The organism is Agromyces cerinus, from assembly GCF_016907835.1.
GTDB classification, from domain to species: domain Bacteria; phylum Actinomycetota; class Actinomycetes; order Actinomycetales; family Microbacteriaceae; genus Agromyces; species Agromyces nitratus.
Genome location: NZ_JAFBCT010000001.1, coordinates 79,281 through 92,300 on the forward strand (window position 1 = coordinate 79,281; position 13,020 = coordinate 92,300).

Annotated in this window: 10 protein-coding genes; 7 read left to right on the plus strand and 3 right to left on the minus strand. The window is 65.0% G+C overall.

Annotation, left to right across the window (positions count from 1 at the left end):
* The first annotated feature begins 107 nt into the window (after positions 1-107).
* A complete protein-coding gene (locus tag JOE59_RS00315; protein ID WP_204458269.1) occupies positions 108-2,195 on the plus strand; it encodes an ATP-binding protein in 2,088 nt (695 codons plus the stop codon).
* 82 nt (positions 2,196-2,277) lie between these two features.
* Positions 2,278-4,542: a 3'-5' exonuclease gene (locus JOE59_RS00320; protein ID WP_204458270.1), complete on the plus strand. Its 2,265-nt coding sequence runs from the start codon at positions 2,278-2,280 to the stop codon at positions 4,540-4,542.
* Here JOE59_RS00320 and JOE59_RS00325 read toward each other — a convergent pair.
* Together JOE59_RS00325 and JOE59_RS00330 are read right to left on the minus strand one after the other, a co-directional pair.
* Positions 4,497-7,067 carry a GmrSD restriction endonuclease domain-containing protein gene (locus JOE59_RS00325; RefSeq protein WP_204458271.1) on the minus strand — a complete coding sequence of 857 codons (2,571 nt, stop codon included), beginning with the start codon at positions 7,065-7,067 and terminating at the stop codon, positions 4,497-4,499. The two genes, JOE59_RS00320 and JOE59_RS00325, sit on opposite strands and share 46 nt — an antisense overlap.
* A gap of 142 nt (positions 7,068-7,209) precedes the next feature.
* Entirely contained in the window at positions 7,210-8,361 is a 1,152-nt protein-coding gene (locus tag JOE59_RS00330; RefSeq protein ID WP_239560035.1) for an NINE protein, read from the minus strand.
* A gap of 146 nt (positions 8,362-8,507) precedes the next feature.
* Between JOE59_RS00330 and JOE59_RS00340 the strand changes: the two genes are divergently transcribed.
* The 4 genes from JOE59_RS00340 to JOE59_RS00355 all read left to right on the plus strand — a co-directional run bounded on the left by JOE59_RS00340 (position 8,508) and on the right by JOE59_RS00355 (position 11,695).
* Positions 8,508-9,083, plus strand: coding sequence for a hypothetical protein (locus JOE59_RS00340; protein ID WP_204458272.1), 576 nt, complete (start codon positions 8,508-8,510; stop codon positions 9,081-9,083).
* Between the two features lie 84 nt (positions 9,084-9,167).
* Positions 9,168-9,971, plus strand: coding sequence for a hypothetical protein (locus tag JOE59_RS00345; protein WP_204458273.1), 804 nt, complete (start codon positions 9,168-9,170; stop codon positions 9,969-9,971).
* A 57-nt stretch (positions 9,972-10,028) separates the two neighbouring features.
* Complete coding sequence (locus JOE59_RS00350; protein ID WP_204458274.1) at positions 10,029-11,333, plus strand: hypothetical protein; 1,305 nt, start codon at positions 10,029-10,031, stop codon at positions 11,331-11,333.
* Between the two features lie 89 nt (positions 11,334-11,422).
* Positions 11,423-11,695 carry a DUF4242 domain-containing protein gene (locus JOE59_RS00355; protein WP_204458275.1) on the plus strand — a complete coding sequence of 91 codons (273 nt, stop codon included), beginning with the start codon at positions 11,423-11,425 and terminating at the stop codon, positions 11,693-11,695.
* A 56-nt stretch (positions 11,696-11,751) separates the two neighbouring features.
* Here the strand turns inward: JOE59_RS00355 and JOE59_RS00360 are convergent, their stop codons facing one another.
* The gene (locus JOE59_RS00360) at positions 11,752-12,441 is read right to left on the minus strand and encodes a 4a-hydroxytetrahydrobiopterin dehydratase (RefSeq protein ID WP_204458276.1); all 690 of its coding nucleotides are present in this window, start codon (positions 12,439-12,441) and stop codon (positions 11,752-11,754) included.
* A gap of 141 nt (positions 12,442-12,582) precedes the next feature.
* On the opposite strand from JOE59_RS00360, the gene JOE59_RS00365 reads away from it, so the two are divergent.
* The gene (locus tag JOE59_RS00365; RefSeq protein WP_204458278.1) at positions 12,583-13,017 is read left to right on the plus strand and encodes a hypothetical protein; all 435 of its coding nucleotides are present in this window, start codon (positions 12,583-12,585) and stop codon (positions 13,015-13,017) included.
* The last annotated feature ends 3 nt before the right edge of the window (positions 13,018-13,020 follow it).

The following is a 13,020-nucleotide window of genomic DNA, read 5'->3' on the forward strand; positions in this document are numbered from 1 at the left end:
CACCACCTCAATCTATCCGAGGCCGCCCGCTGGCGAGATCGCCAAATGGGGGCACGCTACGGTAGCGGCTGGAGAACTCGGAAGAATGCAGGCTGGAGGCTGGCAGCGTGACAGAAGAACGCGACGAAGCGTCGTTCACCTTTAGTTGGCTGGCGCTGAAACTACTGGGCCGGGGACTTTATTCGAACCCGTGGAGCGCGCTGTCGGAATTGGTCGCGAATGGACTGGATGCGGGAGCGAAGAACGTCTATGTCTACATTGACGCTTCCGACAAGGCCAACGCGACGGTCGAGGTGATCGACGACGGCTCGGGGATGAGTAGAGACGATATCTCGACCTACGTGAAAGTAGGTCACAACAAGCGCAAGGATGCGCCAAAGGCAGGTGTGCAGGACACCTCGCCGAAAGGGCGAAAAGGAATTGGCAAGCTGGCCGCCTTGTTCCTGTCACCGCATTTCTTCCTGCAGACCGCGCACGTTCAAGGTGCGACCGAGTGGGAGTTGGATGCTCGTGACGCAGCCGTGGCAGATGATGATCACCCAGCGCTACAAGCTGTGATGACGACACCCAGCACTCCGAATGATGCCTTGTGGGGATCGTTGGCTTCGGGTACACGGCTGACGATGTTGGGCGTGGATCTCACCGGCTATGGCCCCCAGTCGATGAATGCGTTGGGTTCGAGACTGGCCAATCAGTTCCTCATTCCTGACGGATCGGAACCGCGCATCCTTCTCTGGGTCAACACATCGACGAGCCGAGCTGAGCCCAAATACTCTCCAGTCGAGAAGGCGATCGCATTCGGTAACTTCGCGGACGTTGCGCAACACTTCGACTTGAGCACGGTCGCTCCCGCTGAACTCTTGGCTTCGCCCTCGCCGGTGAAGATACCGGCGAAGGGCTTAACTGACGATGTGCACGAGCATGCGCCTGGTCGGTTCCCGTTTCCGAAGGAGTCACCTTCGGACGAAGCCTGGAGTGAGATCGAGGAGCTTGTTGATCTCAACCAGCGAACCTACAAGGGCGTACGGTACGCGTTGACCGGCTGGATCGGCGTTCACGCAACCATCGACATGACGGCAGCGCGGGTGAACGACGATCGCTTCGTCAGAAACAAGTACTACAACCCCGCGCAGATCCGGGTCTATGTGCGCGGGAAGCTCGCCAGCGATCGGCTCCTCTCCCAACTCGGGCTGGCGGACACGTATGCCAACTACATCGAGGGTGAGATTTCGTTCGATCTACTCGACGATGACGAGCTACCGGACATCGCAACGTCAAATCGTCAAGACTTCGATGAAACCGACGGACGCGTGACGCTGCTTCGCGCGCTCGTCCGCCCCATCGTCCGTTCGCTCGTTCAGCGACGCAGCGCGCTCGCGACGCAGATCAATCGCCAGATCAGGGTGGAGAAGGAACGTCGCGATGCAGCAAGCAGACGCAACTTCACCGAGCAACTCCAGCAGGATCTCGAGCAATATCCTGAGATCACGCAGCCCACGCGCGATGAGCTCCAACTCGTCATTGCGAACAAGCTCGACCAGACTGACGTCGCGCTGAAAGAACGCTATTGCGTGTTCATTTCGCACGCGCGAGCGGACAAACTCTTCGCAGCGTTCATCGATCATGTCCTGCGCGCGAGGGGGGCGACCGAGGACGAAGTCTTCTTCACGTCCCGTACGGGTTCGACGACGGTCATGCTCGATGAGCGTTCCCTAGGAGCGCTCATCAAAGAGAGCATCACAGACGCGAACACGCTGCTCTTCTACATGACCAGTAAGAACTTCCTGAACAGCCAGTTCTGTCTCTTCGAGGGAGGGGCGGGATGGGCTACTCGGTCCGTAAGCGAGTATCTGAAGCTCAACATGGACTTCAGCTCCATCCCGGCATTTCTCACCAACGGTCGTTCCGAGGCGACCATCCTCAATGATGACAAGATCGTGCTGACGCCGGAGCTGCACAACTACTTGATTGACGGAATATTCAACCCGATGATCACACACCTGAATCGTGGCCGCGAAGTGGCGGGAGTCGCTCAACTCGAACTCTTTGTTCGACAGTCCTATCCGGCAGCCGTGGACATGGCTCGGCTAGGAAAAACCGCTTCCGACTACTTCGACGAGATGATCTCGGATCATTGGAATCTCCTCGTCGAATCCGAAGTCGGCGCATACGTTGCCAGCTACACCGCAGATTAGGCGCCATGGAGCGCACCGTTGCGCGAGCCCAGTTCGCTAACATGTCGCAGGATTCGAAGGAACGAACGAAGGTGCCCGCGCGATGCCCAATGTGCTCTGGTCCGACATCAAAGGATTGAAGGCCCCCGAGCTCGACTCAGCGATTCAGAAGCGGGAGATCGCGTTCCTCAACAAGCTGCGCAAGGACGACACCGCCGACGGCCTCCGCATCAAACCGATGACGGATGCCGCGGACCCCCGCGCCCGCACCGGCCGGGTCACGCAGGGTTGGCGTGCCGTCCTCTTCAGGTTCGACTCGAGCGATGGCGTGCGCACCTATGTGTACGCGGGCACCTGGCCGCATGACGAGGGCAACATGCTCGCCAAGACCAGACGTCTCGAAGGCAACCCGGTGAACGGCATCGCCGAGTTCGTGGACGTCTCCGCGCCGACACCGCCGGTGCAGGTGATCTACGACGGGGCAGCCTCCCAGGCGGTGTCGTACCTCGAGAGCGAACACAATTACAGCATCGCGGATCTCACGGACGCACTCGGATTCGATGCGCGTTCGGCCCGAGCACTGCTCGCAGCGACATCCGGAGATGAAGTTCTGGCGCTCGCGGATGCGTTTCCGAATGCGTGGCAGCAGCACGCTGCGCTCGCCCTCGCCGTCGGAGACCCGCTCGACAAGATTCGCGAGGAGCTCGCGATCGGCGTTGGCCTCGCGGACGAAGAAGCACCTGGCCTCACCGACGACGATCGGATTCTCCGCGCCCTGGAGCACCCGGCCGCCAAGATGCAGTTCACCTACATCGACAGCGACGAGTCGCTCCAGCGGGTCATCGAAGAAGGCAGCCTCGGAGCGTGGCGAGTGTTCCTGCACCCGGAGCAGCAGCGATATGCGACCGGTCATTGGAACGGACCGTTCCGGCTCACGGGTGGCGCGGGCACCGGCAAGACCGTGGTGCTCCTGCACCGTGCACGGCATCTCGCCGAAATGGATGCGGCCTCGACGGTCGTTCTCACGACGTTCACGCGGGCGCTCGCCGAGAATCTGAAGAGCGATCTACAAGCGCTCGATTCCGCGTCGCCGTTTTCCGACGCACTCGGAAAGCCCGGGATTCTTGTGCGCGGAGTCGATCAGATCGCGACGGCGGTTCGGTTCAAGGCAGGCAATGGATTCGGGGCTGCAGCGGCCGCCGTCTTCGGTGCGCCGTGCGGAAAGGTCTCCCACGTGACGTCGAACGATGAGGGCTGGGCAACTGCTATCGCGGGTGTAGCCCCGGCGCTGCCCGATTCGATCGCGCACCCTGCGTTCTTCGAGCAGGAGTACCTGCAGGTCATTCTTCCCGCCCGGGTATCCGACGCCGACGAGTACTTCGCCGTGCGACGGCCGGGTCGTGGAGTCGCGCTCGACCGCCAGAAGCGCGTCGAGGTGTGGAAGGTCGTCGAGGCGTACCGGGCGAACGCTCGACACGCTGGAACCGTGAGCTGGGCAGAACAAGCTGCGATCTCCGCCGCTTGGCTCGATGCGGCCGGCGCCGCCGCTGGAGTACTCGTCAGTCACGTACTCGTCGACGAAGGGCAAGATCTCAGCCCGGCGCACTGGCAGTTCCTTCGCGCGTTGGCGCCGCCCGGCGCGGACGATCTCTTCATCGCCGAGGACACCCATCAGCGCATCTACGGGCAGCACGTCGTGCTCGCCCGATACGGAATCCGCATCGTCGGTCGATCGCGTCGGTTGACCCTCAATTACCGCACGACAGAGCAGAACCTGAAGTACGCGCTCGGCGTGCTCGACGGCGGCGAGTACGCCGACAGCGAGAACGAGGGTGAGGGAGTCGGCGGCTATCGATCAGCCCGCCGAGGACCCGTGCCATCGTCGTTCGCCGGTCCGGACGACGAGGCGCAGGTGCAGCACATTGCCGCGCTCATCACCTCCTGGATCGACGAGGGTGTCGAACCTGCTGCCATCGCCGTGCTCGCGCGTACGAACGATCGGGCGGCTTCGGCGCGAGATGGGCTCAACCGACACGGCATCGCGCTCAACCACATCAAATCGGCGCAGCGCGACGGCGACAAGCCGGTCGCGCTGACCATGCACACCGCCAAGGGGATGGAGTTCAATCGCGTCGTGCTGTTCGACGTGTCCGACGGGGTGATGCCTGCTGCCCAGGTGCTGCAGAAGCTGCCACCCGAGGAGCACGAGGACGCGCTGCTCCGCGAACGCTCGCTGCTCTACGTGGCCGCGAGCCGCGCGCGCGACGTGCTCGTGGTCACGTGGAAGGGCGAGCCGTCGCCATTGCTTCGACGTTCACCCGATCAGTTCGCCCCGACCGATTCGGCTGCAGCGAGCTCGGCGTCGTAGCGGTCGATCTCACTCAAGAACCATGTGAGTACATCAGCAATCGAGTCGCGCGTTGCCGCGTACTCGAGCGATGCGAGCGGCGCTGAGGGGTAACGGAGCGTGGAGATGTCCTCGGTCAGGTCTGCGACCCGAGACGCATTGAGTCGCGACTTGTACTCTTCGCGGAGTTCCGGCTCGTCGAACGGCGGCCGATGTTCGAGCGTGGCGAACGGGAACTCGATCGAGCCGCTCGCATACAAGATGATCGGCTTGATCGGCTTCGGCCGCGCACCCGACGCCGGAGCGATGAGGTGACAGGAGTTGCCATCGGCGTTGTACTCGATGCGACCGCCGAGCGACTCCCACGAATCGAGGAGGGCATTCACCCCGCTGGAGGTCGACGGAGTGAGCTCCAAAGCAACCACTTCGAGGAACGCATTCCGGGTTTCGGATTCGTCCTCGCGTGGTTCGACATCCGATCGGATGACCAGTCCGATCGCCTCTGCGAGTTCGGTGACCGACATCCGCTGGCTCTGGGACGCTCGTAATTCGGCGTCGAACTCGATGCCCTCCGATCGAAGCAACTCGACCGGGTCGATGCCGGCATTCGGGCTCTCCGCTGCCCACACGAAGTTGGGTGCGACCGAACCGAAGCGCTTCAGCACGCGATAGGCGTTCGGCACGACGGTGCTCGAGAGGTGGTGCCCGAGTGGCACAGGATGGGTTCCCGCCACCGCTGCGACGTCGCCATAGCTCGCCCAGCGACCAGCGGGAATCGCATCGATCGCGTCGAGAGCGACCTTCCAGGTCACGCCGGCGTCGCTTACATCAGTGTCGTCGAGCGGTGCCATCCAATTCTCGGAGATCCGCTTCGAGATGACCGCTCCCCGCTCGAGGATCTCCGCGCGGCCCCATCGCTCGTGTGTTGCGATCTCAGCATTCATTCGGATGCCGGATGCGGTGAGAAGCTCGCGCTTCTGCGCGAATGGGTTGTTGCTCAGCTCGGAGTTGTACCCGGTGAGGGTGAGATTCGCCAAGGTATGGAGGTATTCCTCTTGCACCTCGTCGGCGGATTCGAAGTCGCCGAGATCCCCTTCCAGCGACTCCCGCCAAGGAGCGCTGATCGTCTGAGGCATGACGTGCTCGATCGTCAGATTCTCGAGCTCGACCTGTTCCTTTCCAACAAGTTGCCGGTCGCCGAACTGGAGCGGCGTCGCCTGCTCGAGCCACGAGAGAAGGGTCTTCCGTTGGCTCGATCGCCCCTGGTAGTAGAAGGGCTTGGTGACCACCGCATCAGCGATCTGGGCATCTGTCGCGAAGAACTTCCGACCGCGTGAAAGGTAGCCGTGAAGCGACGCCACCGCGTCTTCTTCGCCGACTTCACCCGGCGCGCCGTAGAGAATGCGGGAGATGCCATTGGTCGAAGCTCCCACCACCAAGCGCCGCACCATGAACGACTCGATGAGATGCAGAGCGGAGGTCAGCCCGTCGTTGTCGAGTCGTCCCTCTGCCCGCAGCCGGAGCAGATGCAGCATCAGTGGTTCCGCAGCGGCGAGGCGCCACTGGCTGCCCCGCTGCAGGTGCTTTCGAACCTGTGCGCTCGACTCTCCTTCTGGCTTTCGGATGAGGCTGAACAGCTTCGCGAGATCGCTGAAACGCCGAACCTCGGCGACGATCTGGTCGTCGTCGAGGTCGCGCAAGCGTTCGACCTGAAGGGTGTAGATGTCGCCCTGCTTTGCGAGCGGGTTCCGCCAGATCAAATCGATCCAGAACAAGGTCTCGAGGTCGGACGGCGACAGTGTTCGCTGCATCGGCAGCCACCAACTGTCGTAGATCTCCTCGCCCCGGCCACCGAGGCGCATGAACAGGTAGTTGCGAAGCAGATCGCCCTGCGTCAGCTTCAACCCGGTGTTGTTCAGGGACTCGAAGATCCGATAGACGTTGTCATCGCCCTTCGCGGTGATCGAGACGAAGACGAGACCGTTCAGCACCGCGGATTCGATGCGATCGATATCGTGAGGGTCGTCAGGGGTATCCGCCTGGTGAATGCGCGTTCTGAAGAACCGGTACGCCTCGAGGATTCCGGACTGCGGAGCGCCGTCGACATTTCGGCTGATGATCGAGCGGTATGCATCTCGATCGGCTTGCGTGGGCAGGAGCTTGAGGCGGGCATCGCCGCGCTTGAACCGGTCGACCAGATACGACTCCTCGAGTCGCGCCATCTTCTCGGGATGGTCCGGTTCCACCTCGTCGTAGTGGTCGCGCAGCGCGCAGATCAGGAGTGTGAGCGTCGTTAGACGCTGCTGGCCATCGACGACGAGGAACTCGCTGCCGCTCGGTCCGACCTGCCCGAGAGAGAGCACGAGAGAGCCGGTGAAATGCGTGGCGTGCGGTGCGTCGACGCGATGCTCGGCGAGCTCGACGATGTCGTTCCACAGGCGATCCAACTGCTTCGTCGTCCAGGAGTAGGGCCGCTGATACAGCGGAACTCGGTACTGCTTCGAACCTTCGAGCACCTGTTGGAGGCGAGTCTCCTGCACGTCCATGTGTCTGCGTGTCCTTCAGTCGATGGCTGGAACTCTGTCAGCGTACCTGTGGTGTTGGTAGCGAAAGCCCTGCGGATGGGGCCTGGCGGTGTCCGAGGAGTGGCGGTCGAAGCAATCAGCTTGATCCGACCGCCACACCGAATCACAGCGTCGCGGACGCCTCGAACACCGCACCTGCCGGCACTCCGTCGAGGTTCCACAGCGACGACTCGAACTGCGCCGTGCCGCCTGCGGGCAGGCGGTCGATGAACGTGTAGTCGCTGCCGACGATCGTGCCCGCGGCATCCCGTGCGATGACCGAGACTTTCACGAGTTCCTGGTCCTTGCTGAACGCGGAGGTCACCTTGCCGCTCACGGTGAGCCAACCGAACTCCTCTGCGGTCGCGATGTCCGACACCGAGAACGAGCCCGTCTCAGCGGCGGGCGACGAGGTCGCGGCCGCAGCGGTCGGACCGCGCACGTCGAGCTTCGCGATCGTGCCGGAGCCGACAGAGATGAAGTCGCCTACAACCACGGTGCGTCCTTGCAGAATCGTCGTGTACTCGTTCCCCGAGTCGAGGATCACGCCATTCGCGTCGACCGCTTCGATCGTGATCGCCGCCGACGGGAAGACGTGATCGGCGTTCGGGTTGTCGAGCACCACGGCGTACCACCACATGTCGGACTCCACCTCCTTGCCGAAGGCCGACTCCACCACAGCGGGATCCTCGATGGTCGGCGCGGCCGGCTCCGCCGGCGCATCCGCGTCCTTGTCAGTTTCCGCGGCCGGTGCCGAATCGGCGGCCGGTGCGGATGCCCCTGCGTCGTCGGCGCGACCCGCAGCGTTGACGACGTTGATGATGAGCGAGAGCACGAGCACGACGCCCGTGATGATCCACGCGAGTTTGCGGTGCTTGGCGTAGCCGTCGAGGTTGCGGCCCTGCCGGTCGCGCTGCGCGCCCGCGAGCACGAGAATCAGATCGACGAGCACCCAGATGCCGAGTCCGCCGAGCGTCAGCAGCTTCGCGATGCCGGTGCCGATCTTGCCGAGGTAGAACCGGTCGACACCGAAGAAGCCGAGGAACAGAGCGAAGAGCCAGGTTGCGATGAACGACTTCGGCGAGGCTTCGCTGGAAGCATCTGCGGGGCCGTACACGGCTGCGTCTGCCAGGTCCATGGCGATCGGGGCGGTAGCCGTGGCCGCCGCCGCTCCGGGGGCCGTGTGATCGGTCCAGGCCTGTCCGTCCCAGTAGCGCTGGCCGCCGGTGCCGTCGTCGTACCAGCCCGCGGGGACGTTCTTACCGAGGTCGTTCATGATGTTCTGCTTTCGCTGTGGGTGTCAGACGCGTCGAAGGAAGTCCGCATCGCCGTCGAGTCGACAGCTGACCGACGCTACAGAGAACGGGCGACGCGAGTTGGCGCTCGGTGCTGGATCAACCAGCGCGACCGACATGGAATCTCGTGCTGATCGGCTTCTCCGAATACGGGCCCCCACTACGGGGCACACGGGTCGGCGGCCGGCGGCTCGAGTCGCAGCGGTTCATCAACGGGACGCGCCTCTACGCCGGTGTGGCCCGAATGTCGGCGGCCCCGTCTAGCGTCGGAATCTTCGGCCCACGGCTGGAGTCAGCTAGGGGCACGACCATGGTTTCGGACTCTTACCGCGCAGCGCTTGCGGCGAGGCATCTCGGCATCGATGATCCGGCGGAGCAGGCCATCGAGCGAGCGCGGTTCTTCGCGAACGTCAACGATCTCGAACTGCGGCTCGCCATCATCGACGATCGCTTCGAACGTCTCGCGAGCCGCAGCGACGAGCACTATCAGGACTGGCGACGCGACACCGTCACGAAGGCGCGCGACCTCGCGATCCGGGCGCGCTCCCTCGAGGACGCCGGCCGGCTTGAGGCGCATCATCGGCGTCGTGTCGCGGCGGTGCTCGTCACGATCCGCGCGCGAGTCGTGGCGCTCGACGAACGGCGGAGCAGGCTGCTCGATCGCCGGTCGAAGAGAGACAGGTCAGGTTCACGGCCGACATGACCCGGTCTTGCGCCGTCAGCCTGTCGAACTGGATACGCTCCAGATCACCGCATCGGAATCCTGAGCATCGACGAAAGAGATCCCTTGAGTGAATTCCAGCTGAGCCGGGTGGAGCGCCCGCGGCTCGATTCCGTGAATCACGACGTGCTCGCTGCCCAGGTCGGAGGCCAGTGGGATTGGTGCTGGGCGAATGCTCTCCCGTACCGTGCTCTCGTCGCGCCCGCCGCCGGGGCTCCGATGCCTGCTGCGCCCGAACGCGGAGTCGACTTCATGCCGTACCTCGGGTACTGGGCGTCGCTCCAGAGCTTTCTCACCTACTCATTCGGCTGGACACGCCACGACAGAGGGCTGAGGTGGTGGTACGACGCAGGAAAGCCCATGGACGACGCGCGCTTCGGCTTGATCGAAGCTGTTTGGGGTCGAGATGGCAACTTGTTGCCGTATATCGAGTGGTGCCATGACCGCCTTTCGACGTTCGAGCATCAAGCCTTGGCGGAATGGACCGACTACGACGGTGCGGCCGATCAGTTGTCATCTGAGTGGCAGCGCCGATTCGCTGAGGCCCGGGACGAATTCACTTTCGATGGCACGACCCCGCACGGGAAACACTTGGAGGGGGGAAGCCATGTCGAAGGGCCGGCCGGCACTCGCTATGACGCAACGCTCACCGTCTCGGGAGAGCGCACGGCAGTGTACGCGGCCGAGAGCGCCCTCGGTTGGTATCGAGGACTCGTCGAGCTCGGAGCGGGGCTTCCGCTGAAGCCAAACGCGTCCTGGCGCGTGGAAGTTTTCGTTCGTCCGATCGGGTTCCTGGGCACCTATCGGAGATCCCGGTCGACCGGGCTATGGTTCTCGGGCCAGCACCGGTACCACTCAGTCGGCAACTGACCTGTCGTTCATGTTTCTGCCGTAGCCCGCCGCCCGCAGCAGGAGTAATCTCCGCTCATGAAGCACTTCTTCGCTTCGGCACTGCCCCAGGTCATCGCCGACCTGAGCAACGCCGGCGCCGACGCAGAGCAGCTCGCGGCAACGACGGGCAGCAGCCTCAGCACGGCCATCCTGCCGCTCATCGCGCTCGCCGCATCGCTGACCGCGGCGGTCTGCGTCGGCACGCTCATCGTCTCGTGGCTTCGCCCGCCCCCTCCGGGCGATGCATTGGCCGTCGTCGACGCCGAGACCGCGGGCGTGCTGCCGGTCGGGTTCGTGTCGGGGGAGGCCGCGACGCGGTGGCTGCCCGCGACGGTCGTGCTGCTCGCCGTCACCGGGGTGATCGCGATCGAGGATCGCCGCGACATCCGTGAAGCCGCCGATCTGCCCGGGGAACGGGGGCAGGCGAATGACATCCGCCTGGTGTTCGACGGCGACTATCCGCTGGCGCCTCGCGCCGACGTCGAGAACGAAGGCGCCGACGGCACGGTGATCGCGATGCTCGCGCCCGGGCTCGTGGGCGGATCGCGCACGCTCGCGCGCGGCACGAGCGTCGACGTCGACCGGGTCGTGAAGAACAACGGGCACCTGCTCGCGGTCACGCGCGACGGATTCCGCGACGCGGCCGCCTGGTATCGCGAGAAGCGGCCCGGCATGCGATTCCGGGTGACGACGTATGCGGGCCTCGCCGGCGTGGTGCTCGGGTTCATCAGCCTCACCCTGCCCGATGCGCCATCGAGGTCCGTCGCCTGGAGCGCGATCGTGATCGGGGCGGCGGCGGTCGCGGTGCGCGTGTTCCTGCCGCGGGCGATTCCGCTGAACGCGGCCGGCATGCAGTTGCGAGCGCGGGCGAACGAGCTGCGCGCGGCGATCGAGGGGGCGGATGTCCCGTCCGTCGCCGCGGGCGAGAAGCTGCTGCCGTGGGCAGTGCTGTTCGGCGAGACATCCGTGGTTCGCAGCTTTGCGGAAGTCGCAGCGAGGTCGGGCACCGCGCCGAGCTGGTACCGCTCGACGGCGCCGCTCTCGGTTGACCGCCTCGCGTCGTGCCTCGCGATCGTCGCCGCCGAGCTCGTGCAGCCGATCGGCGTGGGCGGCGGGCTGCTGCAGCGCAGTGAGGATTCTCGATTCGGTGTGCCGATGCTCGCCGACACCAAGGGGTGGGGTGGCGGGTATCTCGCCGGTGGTGACGGCACGTTCGGCGACGGAGGAGGCGGCGGGTTCGGCGACTCGGGCGGCGGGTTCGGTGGCGGGAGCGGCTTCGACGGTGGCGGGGGCTTCGACGGCGGCTTCGGTGGCGGCGACGGCGGTGGCGGCGGAAACTGAGTACCCCGCGACATCCGAGCGCACCCACGGAGGCCGCCACCCCGCATCAGGAGTAGCCTGTGCCCCACACGCGCAAAGGGGGTTCGCCGATGCCGTACTTCATCATCGAGCGCAACTACGCCGAAGACGTTCCGGTGCCGCTCGAGGCCGCTGCCGACATCAACCTCATCAACGATGAGGAGGAGGTGCGGTGGCTCTACTCCTTCCTCTCGGTCGACCGGCGCAAGAGCTACTGCCTCTACGAGGCGGCGTCGATGGAGGCTATTCGGGCGGCGGCCGTGCGTGCCGGCATGCCCGCCGACGTCATCACCGAGGTCGACGGCCGCATGATGCCGACGGGCAACCTCGCCGCCGTCAGCTAGTCACCTCACCCCGAGCCGGCGGTTGAGTCGTCTCTCGCGGCCGCTGAGCCGGCCCTTTACCCCTTCGTCGCAATGACTGCCTTGTTGCCGTCTTGGTCGGCGATCACCGTGAGCGATGGCGAGTCGCTGTCGTCGACGATGGTTCCGCCAGCGGCAAGGGCGGCGGCGACGCGTGGCTCGACCGCCTCGGGCGCCACGTAGACCTCGAGGTGGAATCGCTGCCGCGGGGCCTCGTGCTGGTCGGCCTCCTCGAACCACAGGTTCGGCACCCGCACCGTGGCATCCCGGATCTCGTCGCCGGGGGTACCGCGGCCCTGGGACTCGGCGCTGCCGGTCAGGAGGGCCGCCCACACCGGGGCGATGGTCGCCGAGCGCGCCGTGTCGAGGCCGAGCTCGATCTCGCTGACCGAGGCCGGATCGGCGTCGAGCCCGTGGTCGGCAGCTATCGACGTGATGCGGCGCGCGAGGTCGACATCCTGCTGGGTCACCCATTCGACGACGTACTCAGTGCCGTCGTCGTCGCGGTAGATGGCGTCGTCGCTGACCAGTTCGAGGTCGATGTACCCGGTGCCGATCGAGACGCGCGGGTGGTGGCCGAGCGCGTCGCCCGCCTCGCCCACGGCGACGACGAACCGTGCGCCGGCGCCGAAATCATCGATCAGGTACCGCGCATGGAGCCCCTGGGCGAGCTTGCGCCAGTCGGTCAGGTGGGCCGCGGCGATCTGGTCGCCCATCAGCATGTCCATAGTCGCGGAGTGTAGCCCTGCGGCGCCGCGGCGGCATCAGGGAATCCGCTTCGAGGTCGTTCCACATGTCGTTCGCGAGGAGGAAGGTGCCGATACCTGCGGAGGATGGTCGAGCGGCGCTGGCCGGGTCAGCCTGAAGGCATGGACACATCGACAAGCACTCGCACGAACATCACGCACACCCCGACCATCCGGTTCTTCCGCTCCCGCCGTCTGCTGGGCGGCATCGGGAGCCTCGCCCTGATCGGCCTGGGCGCGGCTCATACGATCACCAACGCCGGCGGCTTCGTGGCCGACCCGGATGCCTCGTGGCCGCTGTTCCTGGTCTTCGGGGTGGGCGTCAGCCTCGTGCTCTGGGTGATCGCCGTCATCGCGTGGCGCTTCTCGCGCCGCGGCGTCGGACGCGTCATGCGCGTGATCGTCGCGGTCGTGGGCGCGCTCCTCTGCCTGATGGCCGTCAACGTGCTGCGCGTGCACCCCGAGATCGTCCTCTCGCCGGCTGGACCAGGACTGTGGTCGCTCATCGGCGGCCCGGCGCTTCTGGCGGCGGCACTGCTGCCGGTGCGGACGAGGTAGACC